23 protein-coding genes are annotated in these 25,302 nt (G+C 68.4%); 5 read left to right on the top strand and 18 right to left on the bottom strand.

Going from position 1 to position 25,302, the window contains the following annotated elements:
* Positions 1-10 precede the first annotated feature (10 nt).
* Positions 11-913 carry a cation diffusion facilitator family transporter gene (locus ACZK4H_RS13100; RefSeq protein WP_099553181.1) on the top strand — a complete coding sequence of 301 codons (903 nt, stop codon included), beginning with the start codon at positions 11-13 and terminating at the stop codon, positions 911-913.
* Positions 914-1,093: 180 nt separating this feature from the next.
* Positions 1,094-1,528: a RidA family protein gene (locus ACZK4H_RS13095; RefSeq protein WP_099553182.1), complete on the top strand. Its 435-nt coding sequence runs from the start codon at positions 1,094-1,096 to the stop codon at positions 1,526-1,528.
* On the opposite strand, the gene ACZK4H_RS13090 is transcribed toward ACZK4H_RS13095, so the two are convergent.
* The 9 genes from ACZK4H_RS13090 to ACZK4H_RS13050 form a co-directional block, all read right to left on the bottom strand.
* Positions 1,525-2,238: an energy transducer TonB family protein gene (locus ACZK4H_RS13090; protein ID WP_099553183.1), complete on the bottom strand. Its 714-nt coding sequence runs from the start codon at positions 2,236-2,238 to the stop codon at positions 1,525-1,527. The two genes, ACZK4H_RS13095 and ACZK4H_RS13090, sit on opposite strands and share 4 nt — an antisense overlap.
* Complete coding sequence (locus ACZK4H_RS13085) at positions 2,231-3,031, bottom strand: ChaN family lipoprotein (protein ID WP_099553184.1); 801 nt, start codon at positions 3,029-3,031, stop codon at positions 2,231-2,233. The genes ACZK4H_RS13090 and ACZK4H_RS13085 overlap by 8 nt, the downstream gene beginning before the upstream one ends.
* Positions 3,018-5,489 (bottom strand): TonB-dependent receptor, encoded by a 2,472-nt coding sequence (locus ACZK4H_RS13080; RefSeq protein WP_099553185.1) that lies wholly within the window; start codon positions 5,487-5,489, stop codon positions 3,018-3,020. Before ACZK4H_RS13080 ends, ACZK4H_RS13085 begins: the two co-directional genes overlap by 14 nt.
* Before the next feature lie 64 nt (positions 5,490-5,553).
* Positions 5,554-6,480 carry a FecR family protein gene (locus ACZK4H_RS13075; RefSeq protein ID WP_099553186.1) on the bottom strand — a complete coding sequence of 309 codons (927 nt, stop codon included), beginning with the start codon at positions 6,478-6,480 and terminating at the stop codon, positions 5,554-5,556.
* Positions 6,477-6,986, bottom strand: coding sequence for an RNA polymerase sigma factor (locus ACZK4H_RS13070; RefSeq protein ID WP_099553187.1), 510 nt, complete (start codon positions 6,984-6,986; stop codon positions 6,477-6,479). The genes ACZK4H_RS13075 and ACZK4H_RS13070 overlap by 4 nt, the downstream gene beginning before the upstream one ends.
* Before the next feature lie 124 nt (positions 6,987-7,110).
* Positions 7,111-7,617, bottom strand: coding sequence for a hypothetical protein (locus ACZK4H_RS13065; protein ID WP_099553188.1), 507 nt, complete (start codon positions 7,615-7,617; stop codon positions 7,111-7,113).
* A gap of 93 nt (positions 7,618-7,710) precedes the next feature.
* A complete protein-coding gene (locus ACZK4H_RS13060) occupies positions 7,711-7,935 on the bottom strand; it encodes a hypothetical protein (protein ID WP_046984670.1) in 225 nt (74 codons plus the stop codon).
* Positions 7,932-8,633: a glutamine amidotransferase gene (locus ACZK4H_RS13055; RefSeq protein ID WP_099553189.1), complete on the bottom strand. Its 702-nt coding sequence runs from the start codon at positions 8,631-8,633 to the stop codon at positions 7,932-7,934. Before ACZK4H_RS13055 ends, ACZK4H_RS13060 begins: the two co-directional genes overlap by 4 nt.
* On the bottom strand, positions 8,630-9,403 hold the full coding sequence (locus tag ACZK4H_RS13050; RefSeq protein ID WP_099553190.1) for a YggS family pyridoxal phosphate-dependent enzyme: 774 nt from the start codon (positions 9,401-9,403) through the stop codon (positions 8,630-8,632). Before ACZK4H_RS13050 ends, ACZK4H_RS13055 begins: the two co-directional genes overlap by 4 nt.
* A 76-nt stretch (positions 9,404-9,479) precedes the next feature.
* Between ACZK4H_RS13050 and ptsJ the strand changes: the two genes are divergently transcribed.
* Positions 9,480-10,766 (top strand): MocR-like B6 salvage transcription factor PtsJ, encoded by a 1,287-nt coding sequence (gene ptsJ, locus ACZK4H_RS13045; protein ID WP_099553191.1) that lies wholly within the window; start codon positions 9,480-9,482, stop codon positions 10,764-10,766.
* 133 nt (positions 10,767-10,899) lie between these two features.
* Here the strand turns inward: ptsJ and ACZK4H_RS13040 are convergent, their stop codons facing one another.
* The 7 genes from ACZK4H_RS13040 to ACZK4H_RS13010 form a co-directional block, all read right to left on the bottom strand.
* Complete coding sequence (locus ACZK4H_RS13040) at positions 10,900-11,406, bottom strand: hypothetical protein (protein ID WP_099553192.1); 507 nt, start codon at positions 11,404-11,406, stop codon at positions 10,900-10,902.
* 140 nt (positions 11,407-11,546) lie between these two features.
* The gene (locus tag ACZK4H_RS13035) at positions 11,547-14,657 is read right to left on the bottom strand and encodes an error-prone DNA polymerase (RefSeq protein WP_099553193.1); all 3,111 of its coding nucleotides are present in this window, start codon (positions 14,655-14,657) and stop codon (positions 11,547-11,549) included.
* 6 nt (positions 14,658-14,663) lie between these two features.
* The gene (locus ACZK4H_RS13030) at positions 14,664-16,073 is read right to left on the bottom strand and encodes a Y-family DNA polymerase (RefSeq protein WP_099553194.1); all 1,410 of its coding nucleotides are present in this window, start codon (positions 16,071-16,073) and stop codon (positions 14,664-14,666) included.
* Between the two features lie 9 nt (positions 16,074-16,082).
* Positions 16,083-16,697 carry a translesion DNA synthesis-associated protein ImuA gene (gene imuA / locus ACZK4H_RS13025; protein WP_099553195.1) on the bottom strand — a complete coding sequence of 205 codons (615 nt, stop codon included), beginning with the start codon at positions 16,695-16,697 and terminating at the stop codon, positions 16,083-16,085.
* A 282-nt stretch (positions 16,698-16,979) separates the two neighbouring features.
* Positions 16,980-17,987, bottom strand: a complete 1,008-nt coding sequence (locus ACZK4H_RS13020; protein WP_099553196.1) for a cyclase family protein — start codon at positions 17,985-17,987, stop codon at positions 16,980-16,982.
* Between the two features lie 35 nt (positions 17,988-18,022).
* Entirely contained in the window at positions 18,023-18,673 is a 651-nt protein-coding gene (locus ACZK4H_RS13015; RefSeq protein WP_099553197.1) for a DsbA family oxidoreductase, read from the bottom strand.
* Positions 18,674-18,765: 92 nt separating this feature from the next.
* Entirely contained in the window at positions 18,766-19,671 is a 906-nt protein-coding gene (locus ACZK4H_RS13010) for a LysR family transcriptional regulator (RefSeq protein ID WP_099553509.1), read from the bottom strand.
* A 186-nt stretch (positions 19,672-19,857) separates the two neighbouring features.
* Here ACZK4H_RS13010 and ACZK4H_RS13005 point away from each other — a divergent pair, with 186 nt between their 5' ends.
* Positions 19,858-20,736, top strand: a complete 879-nt coding sequence (locus ACZK4H_RS13005) for a sterol desaturase family protein (RefSeq protein WP_239503820.1) — start codon at positions 19,858-19,860, stop codon at positions 20,734-20,736.
* Between the two features lie 9 nt (positions 20,737-20,745).
* Here the strand turns inward: ACZK4H_RS13005 and ACZK4H_RS13000 are convergent, their stop codons facing one another.
* Complete coding sequence (locus ACZK4H_RS13000; RefSeq protein ID WP_099553199.1) at positions 20,746-21,450, bottom strand: AraC family transcriptional regulator; 705 nt, start codon at positions 21,448-21,450, stop codon at positions 20,746-20,748.
* 186 nt (positions 21,451-21,636) lie between these two features.
* Positions 21,637-22,071 (bottom strand): VOC family protein, encoded by a 435-nt coding sequence (locus tag ACZK4H_RS12995; protein WP_099553200.1) that lies wholly within the window; start codon positions 22,069-22,071, stop codon positions 21,637-21,639.
* Between the two features lie 337 nt (positions 22,072-22,408).
* On the opposite strand from ACZK4H_RS12995, the gene ACZK4H_RS12990 reads away from it, so the two are divergent.
* Positions 22,409-25,204, top strand: a complete 2,796-nt coding sequence (locus tag ACZK4H_RS12990; RefSeq protein ID WP_099553201.1) for a beta-glucosidase family protein — start codon at positions 22,409-22,411, stop codon at positions 25,202-25,204.
* The last annotated feature ends 98 nt before the right edge of the window (positions 25,205-25,302 follow it).

The raw sequence follows: 25,302 nt of genomic DNA, 5'->3' as shown, positions 1-25,302 counted from the left end.
TCGGCGGACGATGGATACCGCGCGCGAGCAACGCATCCTGAAGTTCTCGATCGGGGTCACCCTTGCGGTGAGCGCGGTCGGCTTCGGCGGTGGCCTGCTGGTGGGATCGCAGGCCATCCTGTTCGACGGCGTGTACAGCCTGGTCGACGTCGCCCTGACCCTGGTGTCGTTGTCGGTGCTGCGACTGGTGGCGCGGGAGCAGAGCCCGCGCTTCCAGTACGGCTACTGGCACCTGGAGCCGATGGTCGAGGCACTCGGCGGGGTGATCCTGTCGCTGGCCTGCGTGTATGCGCTGGCCAACGCGGTGATTGGTTTGACCACGGGCGGGCACGAAGTGAAATTCGGGCCCGCGCTGTGGTGGGCGGCATTGCTGAGTGCCAGCAACCTGGCGATGGCGGCGTTTGTCGCCCAGCGGGCGCGGCACCTGCGCTCGGCGCTGCTGTGGCTGGACGTGCGTGGCTGGCTGCTGGGTGGGTTGATGAGCCTGGCGGTGGTACTGGCCTTCCTACTGGCCCTGGCCCTGCAGGGGGGCGAATGGCACCACTGGGTGCCGTACCTGGATTCGATCGTGCTGGCGTTGATCAGCCTGGCGGTGTTGCCGGTGCCGGCACGCAGTGCGTGGAAGGCCATGCGCGAAGTGCTGCAGGTGGCGCCGGACGATCTGGACCGGCGCGTGCAGCAGGTGATGCAGGCGTTCGTGGCCGAGCGCGGCTATGCCGGTTTCACCAGTCATGTGGCGAAGATGGGACGGATGCGCTTCATCGAGATCCATGTGTTGGCCGACCCGGCCATGCCGCTGGGTTCAGTGGGTGAGGTCGATGCGATGCGCGACGAGATCGCGGTGCGGCTGGATGCGCGCAGCAGCACGTTCTGGCTGACCATCGATTTCACTGCAGACCCCGCGTGGACGTGACCACGCTTCTGTAGAGTCGAGCTTGCTCGACTGCTTTTGGTCGGCGGAAGTCGAGCAGGCTCGAGTCCACGGGAACGCGTGATCGTTGCGCGTGGCAGACCGGTCTGTTGCACCGGATCCGTTTGACCTCAACCCGGGTTGAGGTCACAGACTGCCGGCAACCCCTACGAGGCGCGCGGCATGAACCTGCTGACCACACCGGACCTCAGCCATGGCCTGCTGGAGCTGTTCAATCCACCGGGCCTCTATGATCCTTCGGCCAACGGCTACTCACACGTGGCGGTGGTGCGCCTGCCGGCACGGGTGATCCACGTCGCCGGGCAGGGCGGTGAAGATGCCCAGGGCCGTCTTTCGCCCAGCTTCGAAGACCAGGTCGGGCAGGCGCTGGACAACCTGCAGACCGCGCTGCGCTCGGCGCAGGCAAGCCTGGCTGATGTGACGCGGTTGCGCATCCTGGTGGTCGGCCACGATGAGGACCGGCTGGGCATCATTGCCCACCAGGTGCGGCGGCGCTGGCCGAACCGTGCGGCGCCCACCTGCACGTTGATCCCGGTGCCGCGACTGGCGCTGGACGGCATGCTGTTCGAGATCGAGGCGGAGGCCTACGCCGCCTAGCGCAGGTAGTACTCCACCGGCACCACCAGTTCCTGTGGTGCCTTCAGTTCATCGGGAATGGGCGGCAGCGGCTGCGCACGACGGAAGGTCTGCAGCGCAGCGTCATCGAGCATCGGCTGGCCACTGGACTGCTCCAGCCGCAGTGCCAGCAGGCGGCCTTCGCGGTCGATGCTGGCCCTGACCCAGGCAGTGCCCTGCTGCCGGCGCGAGCGGGCGGCGGCAGGGTAATAGCGGTAACGCTCCAGCCGCGCCATCAGGCGGGCTTCCCACTGGTCGCTGGCGGCGCCGGCCTGGAAGTCCGCCGGTGGCGCGTCTGGAGCAGGCGGAGCGGCCGTGATCGATGCCGGTGCGGGACTGGCATCGGTCGCGGCCGCCGGCGGGGCGACCGGCAGCGGCTTTCGACCCGTCCCGCCCGTTTCGCTGGCGGCCAACTCGCCCTCGCGCGCGGCGGTGGGCTTCGGTGGCGGGGGCGACTTTGTCGGTTGCGATGCACGCGCCTGCTGCGCCTGGCTGGGGGTGTCGGCCTGGCGCTCCTCTACGGGCTGTGGCGGCGTGGCCGGTGCCAGCAGGCGCAGGCTGATGCGCACGTCCTGCTCCGGCGGCGGCAGCATCGGCGGCACAGCGACCCAGTGCACCAACAGCAGCAGGGGCAGCAGGTGCAGGACGACGGTGATCGCGATCGCCTGCCAGTGTTGGCCACGCTCACTCATCGTCCAGCACCCACAGCAGATCGGCATCCGTCGCATCGACGGTTTCACCCGGCGAAGCCAATGCGATCACCAGCGCAGGCGTAGCCGCTGACAGGTACCCCGGTACCCCGGTACCGCGCAGTACATGCCAGCGCCCCGCGACCAGCAGCGCCGGCGCGGGCGCATCGAGCAGCACCTGTGCCATGCGCGCGTCGCGGGCCTGTTGCACGGCCAGCATTCCTTCCAGCATCGGTGCTGCGTCTGCGTGCTGGGCCAGCACCACCGCCGACAGGCGCTGGCGGGCAGCGGCCACCGGGAACCGCACGCCCTCGGTGGACGCGAGCAGCGCGTTGACCTCGGCACGTGACAGGTTGCCGCCGAACAGCGGCGTACCTGCATCGGCAGCATCCTGTACCAGCCCGCCATACGCGGCCCACGGCCAGCGCGTATCCCAGTCCAGCAGTTCCTGCAGGCGTGCACCTTCGGCCTGGTTGCCCTTGGCCAGCCAGCGCTGCACCCGCTGCAGGCGTGGCTGGCGCTCGCTGGCGATCATTTCCAGCACCAGCGAACCCTGCGGGCGCTGCCGCTGCAGGGACTGCAGCAGCCAGCGCTGGGCGGCGTGGTCTCCGGCGAGATCATGGCGTTCACCCAGCAGCAGCCTCTGGGCGTCCGCCGCACGCGTCACGAATGCGGCTTCGTCCAGATGTTGGCCGTTGGCCAGGTCGATCACCGTGCCAGGCATCGGCTGCGCGCTGGCCACTGTCGCCAGCGCGAGCAGGCATCCGGGCAGCCAGCGACGGCTAGAACGCCACATTGACGCCCATCGAGACGGTACGGCCACGGCCGTTGCCGCGGTCCAGGATCGGGCTGAAGATGCTGTCGATCGAGGCATTGTTGTCATAGGCCTTGTTCTGCAGGTTTTCGATGTTCAGCCACAGCGTGGTGTTGGCCTGGGGCTTGAAGCTCGCGTAGAAGTCCAGCAGCACGCCGGTGCCGCCGGTCTTGCGGGTCTGGAAGAAGTCGTAGCCTTCCTCGGTCGGGCCGGAGTACTCGGCGCGCAGGCCGGCCTGCACGCGCTGCTGCCACCAGCGGCCGCCCACGTCCAGCGTCCAGTAGCGGTCGGGCAGGGCGGTGATGTCTTCCAGGTTGACGAACTCGATGGCCGGCGCACTGGTGCGCGAGCGGGTCCAGCTCAGCGTGGCGTGGTAGTGCTCGCTGGCGTAATGCGCTTCCAGTTCGATACCGCGCATGCGCACCACGCCGGGGTGGTTCATCCAGCGCGTGGTGGCGCTGAAGTCGTCGGCGTCCAGCACATCGGTCCAGGCGTTGAGTTGCGGATCGCTGTCGATCGGCACCACGAACGGTTCCACTTCCGGCGGATGCACGATCAGCAGGTACTGCGGCTTGATGTAGTCGCGGATGCGGTTGTCGAAGCGGGTGACCCGCAGCTGTGCCAGGTCACCGTCGACCAGCAGCGAGTCGGTGCTGAGGTTGGCGCCGAACTGCAGGTTGCGCGAGCGCTCGCGGTGCAGGAACGGATTGGCGCCGATGCCGTCGGCGACGCTGGCGTCCTCCAGCGGGATCTTCTCGAAGAACATTTCCTGCACGCGCGGCGGCCGCGACGTGCGCGAGACCTCGGCGAACAGCTGCAGCCAGTCGGTGGCCTGCAATGAAACCGCCAGGCTCGGACTGAGTGCGCGCTCGGTGCGACGCACGTCGATGTCGCCGCCATTGATCTCGGTGCACTGGCCGGGCACGTCCGAGCACACCGGGATGTGGCCACGGATGCCGAAGCGGTCCTGGCGCAGGCCGGCGGTCAGTGCGTAGATGTCGTACTGCAGCTCCAGCGTGCTGAACACGCTGTCCAGCTGGCTGCGACCCTGCGGGTTGGCACCGCGCAGGATGGGGGTATCGGCCACATAGATGTCCGACTGGTGCTTGATGCCGGTGTTCCAGCGCGCCTGCAGTGCCCCGATGTCGAAGCGGCTGGTGTTGTCCACGGTCCAGCTGCTCAGGCTGCTGTGGGTGCGGCGGCCGATGTAGCTGGATGCCTCCACCGGCGGATAGAACAGCCGGGTCTTGTTGCTGGCGAAGGTCGCACGCAGGTCGATCCACGGCGAATAGGGCGTGTAGTGGTAACTGGCGCGCTGGTTGCGCGCGGAAATCTGCCACGGATAGTTGTGGTAGAAGTCGTTTTCGTAACGCATGTGGCTCAGGTCCAGCCGGTGCTGGTCGCTGGGCTGCAGGCGTGCTTTCAACAGCCAGCTGCTGGGCTGCTGGCTGCCCGGGTCGGCGTTGTTCTTCTGCCCACGCGCGGTCGCGTATTCGCTGCTGCGGCTGCTGCTGGCGGCGGCCAGCAGGCCGAACTGGCGGTCGCCCCCCTCTTCGCTGTGGCGCCAGGCACCGGCGAAGGTACGGCCGCTGCCGTAGCCGTTGTTGCCGTGGCGATAGCCTGCACGCAGGCCCCAGTCACGGCCCTCATCGAGCAGATCGTCGATATCCAGCGTGCGGAAGTTGGCACTGCCGGCCAGCGTGCCCGCGCCATCACCACCGGCGACCGCACCGCGCTGCACGTCCACGCCGGCCAGCAGGAAAGGATCGACATAGGCGAACGGACCGCCCGAGCCATGCCCGGCATTGTTGCGGAAGGTCTGGGTGACACCGTCGATCATGGTGTTGACCCGGCCGGCACCGGTCATGCCGCGGATGTTGACCTGCAGGCCCGGCTGGCTGCGCGAATGGAAGCTGTGGGTGCCGGGCATCGAGCGCAGCAGGCTGTTGCCTTCCTGGCGTTCGGCCATCGCCACGCGCTCGCTGCCGACCGTGGGCGCAAAGCCATCGCGGGTGGCCGGTACATATTGGCTGGCGCCGGCACCCGGCGCCTGGCCGTGCGTGGTTGTGCCCTGCACCCGCAGCGGGCCGGTGCGGCGGCTGCCATCGGTACGTTCAGCCGGCGCCGGTTCCAGGGCGGCACGACGCGCATCCACGAAGCGCGGGCGCAGGCCGCTGCCCGCCAGCAGGCGCGTCAGGGCCTGCGCATCGTCGAAGTCACCGCGCAGCGCAGGCGCCGAATGACCGGCAGGCAGCGCCGCGCCGATCACCAGATCTACACCGGTCAGCCGGCTGTAGGCGTCCAGCACGGCGGCCAGTGGCTGGGCGGGAAGATCGTAGCTTCGAGTGGCGGCCTGCGCGTGGGCGCTGTCTGGCAGCAGTGGAACGGTGCTGGCGCAGGCCAGCGACAGGGCGAGGACAAGGGGGCGGGGGCACAGCATCGGGGGCTCCAGGGGCTGACGCAGAGCGTCGTCATCCTGGGTAGACGCAGCCGCAGGCCGGATGTCAGGGTCCATCACGCTGTTCCCTGCGTGGCGGCAGCCACACCTGTATGCCCGCGCCGAGGCGCAGCACGCGTACCTGCAACTGAGTGGCCAACTGGTCGCGGTTGCTGGCTGCACCGTCGGCACTGCCAAGCAGGGTGACCGGCTGCTGGCGCAGCTGCTCGCCGACGACCCATGTGTGCCCGCCGTGCCAGCGGTCCAGGCCCTGCGTGACGTCGGCCAGCGGGGCCGACACCCAGTGCAGGCGCCGCTCGCGCCAGGCCAGTGTTCCGGGGGCGGCGGTTGTTGCATGGGCTGTTGCCTGCCCATCGAAGCGCAGCTGCTCGCCGTCGTCGGCCAGCATGCTGACGTTGCCGCTGTCCACGCGCACGCGATGCTCGGTAACGGTGACCACGCTGCTGTTGCCCTGCACGGCAAGATCGAATGCGGTCCCCAGTGCAGTGACGGTGCCCTGTGGGGTATGCACCTGGAAGGGCCGGTCGGCATCGGCAGCGACCTGGAACCAGGCCTGGCCGCGCTGCAGCTGGAGCTGGCGGCGCTGCCCATCGATGCGCACCTTCACTTCGCTGCCGGGTGACAGCAGGACATGCGAACCATCCGGAAGGGTTTCTTCGCGGATCTCGCCAGCGGCCGTACGCAGTACCTGCGCCACGGGCGGCGAGGCATGGCGGCTGTAGAGACCCAGCGCGCACAGCAACAGAACCGCAATGCCGGCTTCGCGCAGGCGACGGCGTTGCCTGCGCTGCTGTTGCCGCTGCAGGCTGGGCAGCGTCGCGCCTGCCTGCCACAGGTGCTGCAGATGCTGGTACTGCGCGGCATGGCGGGGGTCGGCCTGGTACCACTGGTCGAACGCGTTCTCGTCGCGGTCACCGTCGTGCCCGTCCAGCCACCAGCGTGCGGCTTCGCGCGCGATCGCGTCCTGGCTCATGCGCCGGGCACCTGCTGCAGGGCGACGAGGGCGCGCAGCAGATGGCCGTGCGCGGTCTGCCGGCTGATGCCGAGCTGGCGCCCGATCTCGGCCAGCGCCAATTGTTCAACCCGCGCCAGCAGGAACACCTGGCGCGAGCGCGGTGGCAGCGCGGCGATGATCGCGTCGAGGTGGCGCAGCTGTTCGGCGTCGAGCAGTCGCTGCTCGGGCAGTGGTGCAGGATCGGCGATGGCCTGCAACTGCGTGTCATCCAGTGCCTCTTCGCGACGGCGCTGGCGCTGCCGGTAGTGATCCGCGATCAGGTTGTGGGCGACACGGTACAGATAGGCGCGGCCGTTGCTCAGCAGGCCGCTGGCGGCGACTTTGACGACACGCAGCCAGGTTTCCTGGACGACGTCATCGGCGTCGCTGCGTTGCGGGAGTTTGCGGCGGACATGGGCGTGCAGCGGCCGGTAATGGGCCGCGCACAGCTGCGCGACATCCGTCGGTTCGACAGGCGTGGACACGGGGCGGGCGACAACTGGGAAAGGGAACAGCCCGCGGCGGCAAGGGCAGCGGCTGCACCTTACAGCAAAAGAGAATCATTTGCATCTATGGCGCGAGACACAGCACGCATGGGCCACCGCGGCGTCAGCGCGGGCGATAGTCGCAGTGGATCTGCAGGGCTTCGGTGGGGTTGTGATGCAGCTCGAAGCCGCAGTGCTGCAGGCTGCGCTTCACCCGCGCGACCGCTTCGGCATGGTGGGCGACGCGACGATCCTGCCAGCGCGGTGGGGTGAACACGCCCAGGGGCAGCAGCCGCAGCCGCTTGCCGTGCAGTACCAGTGAGACATCGATATGACGGCCATCGATGTCGTGGCCGTTGGCGCCGAAGATGGCATCGATCTCATCGCGGCGCTGCGGGTAGCAGGTGCGAAACACCGCAATGCCGAGCCGTCGCACCGCGCGGCGGAAGCCGCCGAGACGGCTGCGGCTGGGTTCGAAGCCACGAGTGAGCAGCAGGTGCAGCCCGGCAGGTAGCATTGCCTGCGCGTCGAGCAGGCGTTGCAGTACCTCTTCTTCCAGTTGGATGCGGGTGGAGGGCCAGCGCGGGGCGATGAGCAGTCCGTGGTGGTTGCCGCGTTGCAGGGTCAGCATGGTGGAAGATTGGCATGCCGGAATGCCGTCGGGTAGTGCCGGCCGCTGGCCGGCAGATCCGGATGCCGGCCAGCGGCCGGCACTACCATCGGGTCAGAGGTCGCGGTACTGGATCTGCGAAGCCAGTACCCGCAGGCCATCGGCATTGCTGGACAGGATGCGCTCTTCGCCGACACCTTTCTGCCGTTTCAGCTGGAAGCCCTGATCGGCAGGCAGCTGTGCGGCAATGGCGTCCATGCGTTGCAGGGCATCGGGGCCGCTGCAGTCGAAGTGGCCCCAGTGGGCACCATCGCGGTGGATCTGCAATCGGTAGTTCATTGCGGTGTCTCCGGCAGGTCCTGCAGCCAATGGTCGAACATCGCGGTGGCGGCCGCAGCCAGCGGTGCGCCATAGCGACGCGCCTGCGCACGCAGGTCGTTGGGATCGATGCCGGCCTGGGCCAGCTCCAGCGTGTGGCCGATCAGCCAGCGCTCGAACTGGCGGGCATCCAGTTCCGGGTGGCATTGCAGGGCCAGTGCGTGGCTGCCAATGGCGAACGCCTGGTGACGGCAGGCCGGCGTACTGGCCAGGCGGCGTGCACCGGCCGGAAGTTCGAACGCCTCACCATGCCAATGCAGTACCGGAATGCCCTGCAGGGACTGCAGCGGAGACCGCTGGCCTTCATCGGTCAGCAGCAGTGGCGCAAAGCCGATTTCCTTGCCGCCACTGGGAGCGACACTGGCACCGAGTGCACGCGCCATCAGCTGTGCACCCAGGCAGATGCCCAGGGTCGGCCGCTGCTGCAGCAGCCGGCGCTGCAGCAGGGCAATGCTGTCGTTGACGAAGGGATAGGTCCCTGTGTCATTGACACTGATGGGACCGCCCAGCACGACCAGCAGGTCAGCTGTTTCGGCGTCATCGAGCGCATCGACGCCGGCCTGCAGCAGCTGCAGCTGCCAGCCCTGCGCCAACAGCAGTGGCTGCAGGGTGCCGAGGTCTTCAAAGGCAACGTGCTGCACGACAACCGCGTGCTTCATGCCGGGGCTCCGTTGTTCGGCCAGTAGAAGCTGTCCGGAGTGGCGCGGGCGCCGAAGATTGCCTGGCCGACGCGGACCACGGTGGCGCCTTCCTCGATGGCCACTTCGAAATCACCGGACATGCCCATCGACAGCTGCGACAGGTCCAGACCGGGCGGGGCGGTGCGTTGCAGCTGGTCGCGCAGTTCGCGCAGGCGCACGAAGCAGGCGCGCACGCGCTCGACGTCGGGGGTGAAGATGGCCAGGGTCATCAGGCCGCGCACGCGCAGGCGATCGAACGCGGGCAGCTGCTGCACGAAGGCCTCGACCGCGTCGGGTTCCAGTCCGTACTTGCTGGGTTCGGCCGAGGTGTTGACCTGCACGAACACATCCAGCGTGCGCTCTTCCAGTTGCAGCCGCTGCTGCAGGGCCTCGGCTACGCGCAGGCTGTCCAGTGCCTGGAACTCGCTGGCAAAGCGCGCCACGTAGCGCGCCTTGTTGGTCTGCAGATGGCCGATCACCGACCAGTGCACGCCCAGGTCGGCCATCGTTTCGGCCTTGCGTTGTGCTTCCTGCACCTTGTTCTCGCCCAATTCGTGGCAGCCAGCGGCCACCGCCATGCGGATGCGGGCGTCATCGACGGTCTTGCTGACCGGCAGCAGGCGCACGCTGGCCGGGTCCCGGCCGACGCGGGCGCAGGCATCGGCGATGCGTTGGCGCACCGTGACCAGGTTGGCGGCGATCTGTTCAACGGACTGGGCGATGGGCCAGTCGGCAGCGGCAAGGGGCATGCGGGCACCTCCAATGCAGGGCGGCCAGGGTGGGATACACTGGCACAGGACAAGAGATATTTTGGCATAGGACAAAATGAAAATCACCGGGCACAGCGCCGAGTCGATCTTCGACAGCATCCGCGACGGCATCGGCAAGGGCCGTCTGCCGGCCGGCAGCGTGCTGCCGCCGGTGCGTGAACTGGCCGAGCAGCTGGGAGTGAACCGCAACACCGTGGCCGCTGCCTACAAGCGCCTGGATGCGGCGGGCCTGGCCAGCACGGCGGGCCGCCGCGGCACGGTGGTGCGTGGCCTGCCGCCGCCGCTGGCGCGCGAGGGCAGTACGCCCGGGCTGGCCCTGCAGGACCTGGCCGGTGGCAATCCGGATCCGCGCCTGCTGCCGAACCTGCGCCTGGCCCCGGCCGCACCACGGTTGTATGGCGTGGGTACGGTCGACCCGAGGTTGCAGGCGCTGGCGCGCGCCTCGCTGGATGCGGACTGCCCGGAGGGCTATGCGCTGGAGCTGACCCATGGCGCGGTCGATGGCATCGAGCGCCTGCTGGCGGCGTGGCTGCTGCCGGGGGATCGCATCGCGGTGGAGGATCCGTGCTTCCTCGGCAGCCTCAACGTGCTCAACGCCGTGGGCCACGCGCCGTTGCCGGTGGCGGTGGACGCGCATGGCATGCAGATCGAGTCGCTGCGGCAGGCACTGGAGGCCGGTGCGCGCGCGGTGCTGCTGACCCCGCGGGCACACAACCCGACCGGGGCCAGCCTGGATGCGAAGCGTGCGCGGGCGTTGCGGCAGTTGTTGGCGGCCTACCCGCAGGTGGCGGTGTTGATCGACGATCACTACGCGCTGCTCTCGCAGCAGGCCTATCACTCGGTGCTGCCGCTGGATGGCCGGCGCTGGGCGCTGCTGCGTTCGTTGTCCAAACCGCTCGGCCCGGACCTGCGGCTGGCCTGGTTGGCCTGCGATGAAGAAACCGCGATGCGGTTGCGGCTGCGATTGGCGTCCGGCACCGGCTGGGTCAGTCACCTGCTGCAGGATGCGGCGACCTCGGTGCTGGCGTCGGCAACGCAGCGGGCGAAGATCGCCTCGGCAGGTGAACGTTACCAGCAGCGCCTGCAGTCGCTGCAGGAGCTGCTGCGCGCGCGTGGCATGCCGACGCCGCTGCCGATGGAGGGGTTGAACCTGTGGCTGCCGTTGCAGGCCGACAGCCATCCGCATGTGCTGGCGCTGGCTTCGCGCGGATGGCATGTGCGTGCAGGCGAGGTGTTCGCGGTGGCTGCACCGGGGCATGGCCTGCGCATCACCTGCGCGGCACTGGGGCCGGCGCAACTGCGGCAGCTGGCCGATGACCTGGCGGCGGTCTGTGGGGTGTAGCGTCGTGCCATGCTTGCCCCCGGTCATGTAGCGTCGAGCCATGCTCGACTGCTTCTACCGACAGCAGCCGAGCATGGCTCGGCTCTACGAAGATGAGGCAAAGTCGAGCATGGCTCGACCCTACAGAAGCCGATCAGGGTGCGGCGTTCGTACCCGGGCGCACGTAGTAGGACTGGCCACTGTCATCGACGAACATCAGCTCCGGCTTGCCCTGCCAGGAGGTGAGCATGGCGCCGGTGTTGTTCTGGTGCTTGACCATCAGGCTGGCGCCACGATCCGGGTTGGCCACCACCTTGAAGACTTCGGTGGTGCCGGTGGCATCGTCGAGGGTGAGCAGCGCTTCGCCGCCACGGTCACTGGTGCCATAGCCGCCACGTTCGGAGCCGTCGGGGCCAAGCAGGATCAGGCCGGACAGTGCCGTGGCACGCGGTCCTTGGGGGCGGCCTTGGCTGAGCGGATCGGGAACCGGTGCGCCGAGGATCACCCGCGGCTGGCCGCCTGCATCGTGGATGACCAGGCCGCGCGCTTCGATGATCCGCTCTGGCGATTGGCTGCGATGCAGGCCCCAGGCGGTCCAGCCGGAAACGAGCAGGGCAAGGGTCGAGACCACCAGGGTGGTCAGCAGCAGCGCACGGGGCATCGGGTCGTCCTTCCTTGGATAGGCCGACGATAGCGGATGCAAAAGGGGATGGGTAGAGCCGGCCGGGCAGCGTCGACTGGGTAGAGTCGACTCTACCCAGTAGCCATCACCCAGTAGCCATCACGCCGTCATTCCCGGTATCAGTGGAAATCGCGGCTGTGGCTGCGCAGTCCCTGCAGCAGCTCATCCAGGCAGTGCATGCGTTGCACGATGACATGCTGCACGCCATCAACGCGCTCCAGGCGGCCATCGATCTGCATCAGCTGGGTGTCGACCAGAACCCGGTGCTGGCGATCGGCCAGGTGGCGCCAGACCACCGCATTGACCATGCCGGTCTCGTCCTCGAGGGTGAGGAAGGTAACGCCGCTGGCGGTCTGCGGGCGCTGGCGCATGCGTACCAGGCCGGCGATGCGCACGCGACGGCCATGGCCGTGGCCCGCCAGCTGTACGGCATCCAGGCAGCCACGGCTGCGCAGCTGTGCACGCAGGAACGAGATCGGATGGCGGCCAAGGGTGGTGCCGGTACTGCGGTAGTCAGCCTGCATGTCGTCCCATGCGCTGGGCAGTGGCAACGGCACGCGGGCCTCGGCGGTGGCACGGGCCTGGTCGAACAGTGGCAACCGGTTCTCTACGCCCGAGATATCCCAGCGCGCACGATGGCGATGGCCACTGAGCCCTCGCAGCGCACCGGCATCGGCCAGCAGGCCTTGATGGCGGCGGTCCAGGGCGGTGCGCTGGCACAGGTCACCGACATCGTCGAACGGTCGCCGTGCACGCTCGTGCATGATGGCCTGCACGGCCGCTTCGTTGCAGCCGTCGATCAGGCGCAGGCCAAGCCTGATCGACGCCGCGCCCTTGCTGAAATCCAGGGTGCAGTCCCAGTCGCTGTGGCGCACGTCCACCGGCAGCACGCGGATGCCATGGCGGCGTGCGTCCTGCAGCAACTGGTCGGGGCTGTAGAACCCCAGCGGCTGGCTGTTGATCAGGCTGGCGGTGAACGCGGCCGGGTGGTGGCACTTCAGCCAGCAGCTGGCATAGGTCAGCAGGGCGAAACTGGCGGCGTGGCTTTCCGGGAAACCGTAATCGCCGAAGCCCTTGATCTGCTCGAACAGATGCTCGCCATACTCGCGGCTGAAGCCGTTCTTCAGCATGCCGGTCAGCAGTTTTTCGCGATGCGGTTCCAGCCCGCCACGCCGTTTCCACGCGGCCATCGAGCGGCGCAGGGCATCGGCCTCGCCGGGGGTGTATCCGGCCGCATCCACGGCCAGCTGCATCACCTGTTCCTGGAACAGTGGAACGCCCAGGGTGCGCGCGAACACGCGCTCCAGCTGCGGCGGATACAGCGGTTCTTCCAGGTTGTCCAGCGCTTCCGGGCCCTGTTCACGCAGCAGCCGGCGCCGCTCCAGGTAAGGATGCACCATGTCGCCCTGGATCGGGCCGGGGCGCACGATCGCCACTTCGATCACCAGGTCGTAGAAGTTGCGCGGCTGCATGCGCGGCAGCATGGCCATCTGTGCGCGCGATTCGATCTGGAACACGCCGATGGTGTCGGCGGCACTGATCATGTCGTAGGTGGGCTTGTCGTCATCCTCGATCGCATCCATGCGTCCACTGTGCAGGCCATGCTGCTGCAGCATCGCCAGGCATTTGCGGATGGCGGTGAGCATGCCCAGCGCCAGGCAGTCGACCTTCATCAGGCCGGTGGCATCGAGGTCATCCTTGTCCCACTGGATGACGGTGCGGTCGGCCATCGCCGCGTTTTCCACCGGTACCAGCGTCGACAGCGGGTGCTCGGAGATCACGAAACCGCCCGGGTGCTGCGACAGGTGGCGCGGGAAGTCGATCAGTTCGGTGGTCAGTGCCAGCAGGCGCTGCATCAACGGCGTGTCCGGATCGAAGCCGCGCTCGCGCAGGGTCTCCGGCAGCGGTACGTGGCCGCCCCAGTGGTCCATCGCCGCCCCCAGTTCGTTGACCTGGTCCATCGGCAGGCCAAGCGCGCGGGCCACGTCGCGGATCGCGCTGCGGCCACGGTAGCTGATTGCCACTGCAGTCAATGCCGCGCGCTCGCGGCCGTAGCGTTTGAACACGTACTGCAGCACCTCCTCGCGGCGCTCGTGCTCGAAGTCGATGTCGATGTCCGGCGGCTCGTCGCGCTCGGCGGAGATGAAGCGCTCGAACAGCAGGTTGCTGCGCGCCGGGTCGATCTCGGTCACGCCCAGCACGAAGCACACCGCCGAGTTGGCCGCCGAGCCACGCCCTTGGCAGAGGATGTCCTGGCTGCGGGCGAAGCGCACGATGTCCTGCACGGTGAGGAAATAGGACGCGTAGTTCTTCTGCCTGATCAACGCCAGTTCGTGCTCGATCTGCGTGCGTTGTGCCGGTTTGATGCCGTCTTTCCAGCGCCACGGGATGCCGCGCTCGACCAGCACGCGCAGCCAGCTGTCCGGGTCGTGGCCTTCGGGCACCAGTTCACGCGGATAGGTGTACTGCAGCTGTTCCAGGGTGAAGTGGCAGCGTTCGGCGATGCGCAGGGTCTCGGCCAGCAGTTCGGGTGGGTACAACTGGGCCAGCGCGGTGCGAGGGCGCAGGTGGCGCTCGCCGTTGGGGAACAGGCGCCAGCCAGCTTCGGCCACGCTGCAGCGGTGGCGGATCGCGGTCAGCGTATCCTGCAGAGCGCGGCGGCGGCGCACATGCATGTGCACGTCACCACTGGCGACCAGCGGCAGGCGATGGCGTTCGCCGAAGGCCTGCAGCTGCTGCAGGCGGCGTGCGTCGTCGTGTTCGTGGTGCAGTTCCACTGCCAGCCACAGCCGATCATCGAAGCCGGCGCGCAGCAGTTCCAGGTCGGTGGCGGCCGGTTGCCGGTCCAGCCACAGGCACAGCAGGCCGTCGGGCAGGCCGAGCAGGTCCTCGCGCAGGCAGCGGTACTCGCCCTTGGCCGCGCGCCGCCGGCAGGTGGTGATCAACTGGCACAGCCCCGCATAGGCGGCCTGGTCGGTGCACAGCAGTGCCAGCTTCGGCCCATCCTCGACCTGGAATTCGGCGCCGATGATCAGCGCCACGCCATGCGTCTTCGCCGCCTGCCAGGCGCGTACGATGCCGGCCAGCGAGCATTCGTCGGTGATCGCCAACGCGCGGTAGCCCTGGCCGGCGGCGCGCGCGAACAGTTCTTCGGCGATCGAGGCGCCGCGCTGGAAGCTGAAGGCCGACAGGCAGTGCAGTTCGGCGTAGCCGGGCAGTTCGCTGTGCATCGCGGTTCAGCCGAACCAGCCGTGCAGCATCCACGGCGCATGCGGGTCATTGCGTGTGCGGAACGCCCAGCCACGCTGGCCGTGCGCGGTTTCCACCACGTAATAGTCGCGGCGCGCGTCGGCCTGGTCCCACCAGCCCGATTCGATCCGCTCCGGCCCGGCGATGATGCGCAGACGCGGATCACGCAGTGGTTGCGGGGTGTCCAGCAGCCAGCCGGGGCGCAGTGGCCAGTAAGCGGGCGGTTTGGTCGGGGGCTGGATGCCACTGGCGCGTTCAGGGCGATGGTCGGCCTGTACCGCCAGCGGCTGCACGGCGTCATCGCCCAGCCGTGCGCGCAGGCGCTCACGCAGCTGGCTCCAGGGCATCGCCTGCGCCGGCCGGGTATCGAACAGGTCGCGTGCGGCGGGCACGAACGGCGGCAGCTGCTCGGCCTGCAGGCGCAGTGCGCGGCTGCCGGCTGGCAGGGCGAAGGCCTCCATGCGGTTGCGCGCGATCTCGAACAGCAGCGCGGGATCGCGCTCGGGCGCCAGCAGGCCGATGGTCAGCACGCTGGCCGGCAGCAGGTCATGCTCGAAATGCAGGTCGAAGCGCTGCACGCCGCCATCGCGCGAACAAAGGAATGCGGCCAGGTCCAGCAGCAGGCGACGCAGCGGGAACAACAGGGCCTGGCTGGATTCGATTTCGTATTCAAACTCGATGCGTGCATCGAAACGGTCCGGTGGCTGGTAGTAGCGCAGGGGTGCGGTGGGCAGCCCACGCAATGCATCCAGCTGCTGCAGTACCTCGGGGGTGAAGCGCCGGGCCAGGCTGTCGCGCGGCAGTTCGAGCACCGCACCCAGCGTGCGCAGCCCGGAGCGGCCCAGTACGGTCACCACTTCGCTGGGCAGGCCGCAGCGCGGCAATGGCAGTTGTGCCAGCGCCGCCGGCAGCTGCTGCGTATCGATGCCGAGGCCGTCGTGGACGTTGGCCAGCACGCGTGCAGTATGCGCGGTGGGTGCAGCCACGAGGCGATGGCGGAAACCGAGTTCATGCAGTTCGTTGCGCAGGCGCTGCTCGATGGTCAGCCAGTCGCCGAACAGGGCGCGGCTGGCGCCGATCTCCAGCACCAGCGCGTGCGGAAAATCGAGGCTGACCTGCGAACTGTAGGCGTAGGCCCAGCTGGCCAGCAGCTGCCGGGTGTGCTGTTCGGCGTTCGGGTCGTAGTCGTGCAGGTGCATGTCCTGCACCAGTACCTGCGCGGCCGACAGCAGCATGCCCGGGCGCAGCCCCGCTGCGCGGGCGGCCGGGCTGACCGCACGCAGCACGCGACGCTGTGCCGGCCCCTGCAGCAGCACCAATGGCCGCTGCGGGTCCGGCTGCAGGCGCAGCACGCTGTCCAGCGCCAGCTGCGGCAACAACAGGCAGGCCCAGTGCATGGCGCGGCCTCAGTGGGCGATGGCCAGCGGCAACGGCTGCGCCGGCGGAAGGCCGCCACGGCACTTCAGCACCCGTACCTGGCCGTGGTCGAGCTGCAGGCGCAGGCTGGCCGGGGAGGGGTTGCGCGCCGCCTGCGCCTCGCGGAACACGAAGCCCAGGCACTGGCCGCTGTCGGCAGCCACCTGCAGGCGGCGCAGTGAGCGGTCGTCGGCCTGGTGTGGCCAGCACAGCACCGCCGCGCAGGCGGCCGAGCGCAGGCATTGTTCGGCGGCCCACAGCGCCTGCTTCGGAGCGGCATGGATGATCTGCAGCTGGGCCAGGTCCAGCCCGGCGGCGGCCCAGGCCGGGGCATGCGGGCGATGGGGCGGGGCGACCAGCACGATCGGGCGGTCGCGCTGGCTCAGTTTGGCCAGTGCCGGCCAGACCAGCGCCAGCTCGCCCACCCCGGGCGCCGCCTGCAGTACCTCGCACAGCCCGCTGGCCGGCCAGCCGCCGCCGGGCAGGCGTGCGTCCAGTGCCGGGTGGCCGCTGGCCAGATGGTCGCTGGCTGGCCCCTGGCGGGCCGGGCCACGCCACAGCTGGCGGCCGTCAAGCAGCCGGTCGAGGGCGACGACGGCACCCATCAGCCGGTCCTCCAGGAGGGGCGCCTGGCGGGCTGGAAACGGCAGGAACGGGCGGAAACGGCGGACATGGAGCGAGTATCGACGGGCCGGTATCAGGGGCTGAGACCGGACATGCTACTCGCGTTGTGAGTAGAATTACTAATGAAATCGGAGGGTCGGGTTTCAGGTTGCTGAAGGGCTAAAGCATCCACGCATGGCGTGGATCTACTGGACAGAGCCCCGACCAATCCATGCCGCAGTCCGGTAGATCCACGCCATGCGTGGATGGGGCAACGGTGCCGGTTACGGGCGCACCGGCAACGCCACCGGGCGCAGCGGCGCGGCATCGCCACCGCGGATCTTCAGCGGGCCGCCGATGAAGGCGAACTCGTAGACCTTGTCGCGGGCCAGTTCGTCCAGCGCCACCAGCTCGATGATCGGCGCGCCCTGCTGGGCCAGCAGGTAGGTGTGCAGCGGCACGTAGTCGTCAGACACCTCCGAGGGGAAGGTCTCGAAGCTGAGGTTGTCGGCGCCGACGATCATCGCGCCGCTGTCTTCAACCAGGAAGCGCGCCGCGTCCAGGCCCATGCCCGGCGGGTTGGCCATGTAGGCCTTGGGCTGTTCGAACAGGCGCATGCGGCCGGTGCGGATCAGCACCACGTCGCCCTGCTGCAGTTTCACCTTCTGGCGTGCCAGCGCATCCTTCAGGTCCTGGCGGGTGACGCGGTAGCTGTCCGGCAGCATGTCCACGCCCTTGGCGGCGGCCACGTCGATCAGCACGCCACGCGCGATCAGCGGCGGGAATTTCTCGATGCCGGTGACATTCCAGCCACGGTCGCCGAGGTGCTTGTCGGCCTCGAAGCCGTTCCAGATCTTTCCATGGATGCCGAAGTGGTTCAGCGCATCGATGTGGGTGCCGGTGTGGCTGTACATCGAGAACGCGGTGCCGGTGTAGCTGCGGGTGAGGTTCATGGTTTCGCCCACGCCCATCGGATCATCCATCACCGTGCCGCGCGGGGTGTGGGTCATCCAGAACTGGTAGTGCGGGTCGCCGGCATCCTGCCAGCTGGGCATGCCGACGTAGTAGTCGGTGGCCAGGTCATAGGCCTTGCCGCCGCTCACCCGCGACAGGATCGCCGCACGCGAGGCCTCGGTGATCAGGTTGAGGCGGCCGATCTCGTCCTTCGGCCCCCAGGGGCTGGTGCCGACCTGCTGGCCGGAGGGAACGCGTTCGTGCGCGGACACGGGGGTGGACGCGGCGGTGCCGGCCAGCAGCAGGGCCAGCGCGGTGGCCAGGGTATGTGGGGTCATGGGAAATCTCCTTGCAGGGTGGGGGATGGTGCGGCTCAGGCCGCGACCAGGTGCGCCAGGGCCTGGCGCAGTTGCGGCAGCGGCAGGGTCTGCAGGCGCAGGCCGTTGCCGCCGATCACGGTGGGTATGGAACGGATGCCGAGGGCAGCGGCTTCGGCACGATCGGCCTGCACGCGCTGGCGCACCACGTCGCTGTGCATGTGGTCAGCGAAGGCGCCACGTGGATGGCCCAGCGATTCGGCGATATCCAGCAGTACTTCGGCATCGCCGATGTTGCGGTGCTGGTGCAGGTGCGCCCACTGCACGGCATCGAACATCGCGCCATGGGCATCATTGCCGCCGAGCATGCCGGCGGCCTGGCAGGCCAGTGCGCCGAGCCAGCCGGACGGATACTCGAAGTCCTGTGCGCGCATGCCTTCGATATCGATGCGCGCGGTGTCTTCATGCGCGGCGCAGTCGGTCCAGTGGCGCAGGATGATCGCCTTGGCGCGCTCCATCGAGCCGAACACCTCGACCATCTGCGCGCGCGAGTCCTGCAGCACGAAGCTGCGGTGGCGCACCTGGATGCCGAGTTCGGCCGAGACCTGCTGCAGGCGCGGGGCCAGCACGAAGCACCAGCCGCAGACCACGTCGTGGAAGAAATCGACCACTGGCGCTGCGGTGGCGGGGGAAGGAGCGGAAGACATCTGCCTGCCATCGGTGAGAGGGGAGGCGGCAGATTAGGCAGCGCGGCGTGGCCGAAACAGCACGCCGCGGGCAGCTCAGTTTTCGCTGGCGGTTACGAATCCAGTCCGGCGCAGCCGGGCAGCTCGGCGTGCAGGAAATCGATGAAGGCACGCACCTTGGGCTGCAGGTGGCGCGAGGTGGGGTAGACCGCATGCACGAAGCGCGGCGGATAGCGGTGGTCGGGCAGCACCTGCTGCAGTTCGCCACGGGCCAGCGCCGGTGCCGCCAGGAACGAGGGCAGGGCGCCGATGCCCATGCCGGCCACCAGCAGGTCGCGCAGCAGCAGGCTGTTGTTGACGGTGACACGCGCCGGCAGGGTGATCGTCACCTGGCCATCGGGGCCGAGCAGCGGCCAGCTGCCGGGGGAGTCGGACAGGCTGTAGGCCAGCACGCTGTGCGCCTGCAGATCGTCCACCGCCTGCGGTGCCGGATGCTGCTGGAGGTAGGACGGGGCCGCGCACAGCACCTGCTGCAGCGACGCCAGCCGGCGCGCCACAAGGCGTGAATCATCCAGTTCGGCACGCAGCCGCAGCGACACATCGAAACCCTCGCCAACCGCGTCGAGCAACCGGTCTTCCATCACCAGGTCCAGCGACAGCTGCGAGTGCTGCTGCAGGAAGCGTGGCAGCAGCGGCGACAGCGTGCTCAGCGCGAACGACTGCGGGGCATTGACGCGCAGGCGCCCGGCCACCTCGCCGCGCTGCTCGGCAATGCCACGTTCCAATGCATCCAGCTCGTCGAGCAGGCGGCAGCATTCGCGATAATAGGCGTGGCCGGTCTCGGTCAGGCTCATGCGCCGCGTGGTCCGCTGCAGCAGCACTACCCCCAGGTGAGTTTCCAGCGTGCGCAGCTGCTTGCTCAGCCCGGCGGGCGACATGCCCAGGTCTTCGGCAGCGCGGGCCAGCCCGCCGCGTTCGACGATGCGGCGGAAGGCACGCATCAGGTTGAAGGAATCCATGCCGGCCCCGGGTGCGATGAGGGCGCCATTGTAGATCCACGCCACGCGTGGATGCAGGAAACACGGTGCCGACCACGCTCCGCATCCACCCGCGGCACGCACTTGCGCCGTTTGTTCAAGCCGGCAGCCCATACGCTGCGCCAGCATGCAGCCCCCTCATTCTCCGGGTTGCCCATGAAGCACTGGATGCTCCGCCTGTATGCCCCGCTGTTCCTGCTGGGTTTCGTTGCCGCTGCCGTCGTCTGGGTCGGCCACTGCCACGGTGACCCGCTGTGGCTGCTGGCCTTGCTGGCGCTTGCCATCGGGCTCTCGTTCGCCGCCGAACGCGCGTGGCCGTATGACCCGGCGTTCAACCACGACCACGGCGACAGCCTGCGTGACACCCTGCATGCACTGGTCAACGAAAGCCTGAACCTGCTGTCGATCGCGGCGGTGCCGCTGCTGGCGGCAATCATTCCGTGGCAGTTGTGGCCGCTGCAGTGGCCATTCGCGCTGCAGGTGCTGCTGGCCATCGTCTGCGCCGACCTGGGCATCACCCTGGTGCACTACGCCAGCCATCGCATCGGCTGGCTGTGGCGGCTGCATGCGGTGCATCACAGCGTCACCCGCATGTACGGCTTCAACGGCCTGATGAAGCATCCGCTGCACCAGGCAGCCGAAGCGGTGGGTGGCGTGCTGCCGCTGCTGCTGTTGGGCCTGCCGATGCCGGTGGCTGCGGTGCTGGCCTTCGCCATTGCCATCCAGCTGCTGCTGCAGCACTCCAACGTGGACATGCGTCCCGGTGTGCTGGGCCGGGTGATGGCCTGGGCGCCGCTGCACCGCTTCCACCACATGCGTTACGGCACCGCTGGCGACGTCAACTTCGGCCTGTTCCTGACCATCTGGGATCACCTGTTGGGGACCGCCTTCGATGCGCCGGGCTATCGGCTGCGGCAGCACGACCTCGGCATCGGCAGCCAGCCGGACTATCCGCGCGATTATCCGGGGCAGCTGCTGGCACCGTTCCGCGAGCTGCCGCATGGTGACGTGCCGGAGCTGCCGGAAGGCCTGCGCAGGCGCGAATGATCGAACATGTCAGCCCGCGTGCAGCTGCAGGCCCTGCAGCTGCGCGGCACCGATGCCGAACATGCGGCGCAGGTTGCGCGACAGATGAGCCAGATCGGCGAATCCAGCGGCATGCGCGCTGTCGGTCAGGTTGTGTCCGCGCAGATGATGCATGAGCGCGTTGCGCAGCCGTTGCCACAGCACCCAGCCGCGCAGGGTCACCGCCAGCTCGGCCTGGAAACGCCGGTGCAGCTGGCTGGTGGACAGGTGCGCCGCCTCGGCGATGTCGGCGGCCGGCACCGGGCCGGGAAGCTGCTGGGCGATACGGGCCAATGCTGCCTGCACGCGGCGGTCCAGTGGCTGCGCGCGGCTCAATCGTGGCAGCCAGTCCTGCAGTTCCATCGCAGTGCCGGGCAGCGCGTGCAGGTGCTGCTGGATCTGTTCGAGGTCGGCATGCGCCGGCTCAAGGAACACCGTGCAGCCCGCCTCCGGCGCCGACAGGATCGCGTGTGTCTGGAAGGAGGGCAGCCACAGCCGCTGGCCCTGCTGCCGTACGCCATCGACCTCGACCTGCCAGGGCGTACCGTCGCTCAACAGCAGTTGATGGGCGTAGTGCGCATGCGCGGCGCTGTCACCGGCATGACCGTGAAGCACGGCGGCGTGCGCATCCAGCAGCAACGTGCCATTCCAGGGCAGGGCGGGGGAGGACATGACGGGATTGTAGATCCACGCCATGCGTGGATGAATCTCCATCGAAATCGAATACTCCGACAATGGAAAAAAGAAGCATCCACGCATGGCGTGGATCTACTGCAGGTCGCGAGAAACTGTCGAAGGCGGGGTGGGTCCGTTGGCGGGGGTGTCCGCGGCATGGAGGTTGCCAGCCAGCGGCCGGCACTACCGCGGGTGCCGGGCGCGCCCTCAGCGCCCGTGCGGATCCGGCCGGTGATGCACGTACTCGACCACCGTGCCATCGGGATGCACTGCATTGAACGCCGCCCCGGTCGGTACCACCTGCAACGGGAAGATGATCTTGGCGCCAGCCGCGACCAGTTTGTCGTGATAGGGCCGAACGTCATCGACCAGCAGTGTCCCGGTGGTCGAGGTGAACGGCGCCAGTGCCGCCTCGCTACCCTCGATCAACAGGAACGCCCCGACCATCGCCAGACGCAGCCCGGCCTCCGGAAACGGGAACCCCGCATCGGCCACCACGCCCTGCAGCTGCTCGTAGAAGGCCACGCTGCGCTCCAGCTCACCGGGGGCCACGAACACCCGGATCAGCACGCGCGGCGCGCGCTGGCTGGACGTATCGCAGCGGTCACGCCAGAGATGGTCGAAGTCGCGGTGGACGGTCATGGGCTCGGTTCGTGGCCAGGGACCTCCATTATCGGCAGCCCCGCGCGGTGCACTGATGACTGCCGGTGATGGCCTGATAACCGCTGGCCGGGTTGCCTCTGTGACTTAGGTCCTGTTGACAGGTGTGAACGCCCTCGCACAATCTTCACATGATTGGGTCGCCCTGCGCGGCCCGGACAGGCAGGTTGTCACGCCGGGAGGAGGGTCCCGCGCGCAGACCGGCCCGTCCTTCGGCCTGCGGGACGTTGCCTGGCAACCCCTGCGCGGCATGAACGCTGCACCCTTCGGCGGCACTTTCCCTGGACCGATTGCCTTGGCAACGGAATTACGCCTGCCGATGAAAACGTTTACAAAGCCGCTTGCACTGTCCCTGGCCCTGTCTGCCGCACTGGCCGCCCCGGCCTGGGCCGACCCTGCCGCGTTCACTGTGCTGACCCTGGAACAGGCCCCGACCGCCGAGGCGATGCCGGCCCTGGCCGCCCAGCTGAAGACCCTGCAGGTGGACGCGGTGAGCGTGCGCCAGGTGCAGCGCGGCATCGGCCAGGTCGATCCGCTGCAGGTGCTGGCCGATGGCCTGGGCTACGCATACCGCTTCATTGCTGCGGGCAAGGACGATGGCCAGACCCAGCGCGGCCAGGCCGTGCTGACCCGGCTGCCGATCGCCGCTGAATCCGGCCCCGACCAGCCGGGCCTGAACTACCTGCGCCTGGACGACGGCCGCCACACCGTGGCGGTCTATACCGATGCCGGTGCAGGTGCCGCGCAGCTGCCGGCACTGGTCACCCGTTCGCGGCTGGGTGCACCGGCGGTGCTGCTCGGCGCGGTGGCTGGTGAATCGGCCAAGGCCGCAGGCTTCGATCCGGCGCGTGTGGCGCTGGAAGCGGATGCCAGCTATTTCAGCGACGGTTTCCAGGCCGCCAGCAGTGCGCCGTTCAAGGTGGAAGGCAGCACCCTGCGTGCCACCCTGCTGACCCTGGCCTATGCCGCCGACACGCATGGCGACAGGCCGTGGATGGACACCACGCTCAACGCCGATGCGCGCGCTGCGCTGCTGCTGAAGGCGATGACCGAGGATGAGAAGTTCCAGATGCTGCACAGCTACTTCGGGCTGGGCAAGGACGGTGGCCCGCTGCCGGAAGGCGCGGTCGGTTCGGCCGGTTTCGTGCCGGGCGTGGCGCGGCTGGGCATTCCGTCGCAGCAGTCGGCCGATGCCGGCGTCGGCGTGACCAATCCGGGCGGCATCCGCCCGGGCGATTTCGCCACGGCGATGCCCTCGGGCCCGTCCACCGCCTCCAGCTGGAACCGCGAAGTCGCCTTTGCCGGTGGCGCGACAATGGGCCGCGAGGCGTGGCAGCAGCGCTTCAACATCCTGCTGTCGGGCAGCGTCAACCTGCAGCGCGACCCGCGCAACGGCCGCAACTTCGAATATGCCGGTGAAGATCCGCTGCTGGCCGGTTCGATGGTCGGTGCGCTGATCCAGGGCGTGCAGAGCCAGCACGTGATCTCCTCGATGAAGCACTTCGCGCTGAACGACATGGAGACCCGCCGCAACTTCCACGACGTGCGCATCGGCGAACAGGCCATGCACGAGTCGGACCTGCTGGCGTTCGAGATCGCGCTGGACGCCGGTCGCCCGGGCGTGGCGATGTGCTCGTACAACAAGATCAACGGCACCTACGGCTGCGAGAACGGCTACCTGATGAACCAGGTGCTGAAGCAGGAATGGAAGTTCCCCGGTTTCGTGATGTCCGACTGGGGCGGCGTGCACAGCGGTTCGAAGGCAGCGCTGGCGGGCCTGGACCAGCAGTCGGCCGGTGAAGTGTTCGACGCGGCGGTGTTCTTCGATGAACCGCTGCGCCTGGCCGTGCATGGCGGCGTGGTGCCGCAGGCGCGCCTGAATGACATGGTGGCGCGCATCCTGCGCACGATGTTCCTGCACGGCAATTTCGACAACCCGCCGCAGCACCAGAAGGTCGACGCGGAGGCCGGTTTCGCCGTGGCCCAGCGTACGGTGGAAGAGGGCAGCGTGCTGCTGCGCAATGAGGGCAACCTGCTGCCGCTGGCCGACAGCGTGAAGCGCATCGTCATCATCGGCGGCCATGCCGACAAGGGCGTGATCGGTGGCGGTGGTTCGTCGATGGTGGGCGTGACCGCCAAGGGCACCAATGCGGTGCCGGGTGTGCTGCCGACCACCTGGCCGGGCCCGGTGATCTTCCACCCGTCCTCGCCGCTGGAATCGCTGCGTGCAGCGCGCCCGGACGCGACCATCACGTATGTGGACGGCACCAACGCCGCTGCTGCGGCCAAGGCCGCCGCGCAGGCCGACGTGGCCATCGTGTTCGCCACGCAGTGGGCCGCCGAATCGGTGGACCTGCCGGACATGCAGTTGCCGGACAACCAGGACGCACTGATCTCGGCGGTGGCCAAGGCCAACCCGAAGACGGTGCTGGTGCTGGAAACCAACGGCCCGGTGCGCACGCCGTGGCTGGCGCAGGTGCCGGCGATGCTGCAGGCCTGGTACCCGGGCATCCGAGGTGGCGAAGGTATCGCCGCGCTGCTGACCGGCCAGGTCAATCCGTCGGGTCGCCTGCCGGTGACCTGGGTGGTGGATGAATCGCAGCTGCCGCGCCCGCACATCGACGGCCTCGGCTTCAAGCCGGCCAAGCCGTTTGGTGATGTGTTCGATTTCGATATCGAAGGTGCCAACGTCGGCTACAAGTGGATGGCGGCCAAGGGCCTGACCCCGACCTTCGCCTTTGGCCACGGCCTGTCCTACACCTCGTTCGCCTATGAAAACCTGAAAGTGAGCGTGGAGGGTTCGCGCCTGGTCGCCAGCGTCGACATCCGCAACACCGGCGAGCGCGCCGGTGCCGACGTGGCCCAGTTGTACCTGAAGCTGCCGGCTGGCAGCAGCACGCCGATCCGCCTGATCGGCTACGACAAGGTGACCCTGCAGCCGGGCGAACAGCGTCGCATCCGCATCGAAGCCGAGCCGAAGACCCTGGCCCACTACGATGCGCAGGCCCGCCAGTGGAAGATCGACGGCGGCAGTTACCAGGTGCAGCTGTCGCGCAATGCCGCCGAACCGCTGCAGAGCGTGGACGTGCAGCTGGTGGAGCAGGTGCTGCGCTGATGCCTGAAGACACGGCCCGCACAGGGCCGTGTCTGAAAAAAGGGGACGGAGGGGATTAAGTCGTTTATGCATAAACGACTTAATCCCCTCCGTCCCCT

The sequence above is a fragment of the Stenotrophomonas sp. 78350_Sma genome (assembly GCF_056482105.1).
This window is presented reverse-complemented; position numbering and strand designations above follow the sequence as displayed.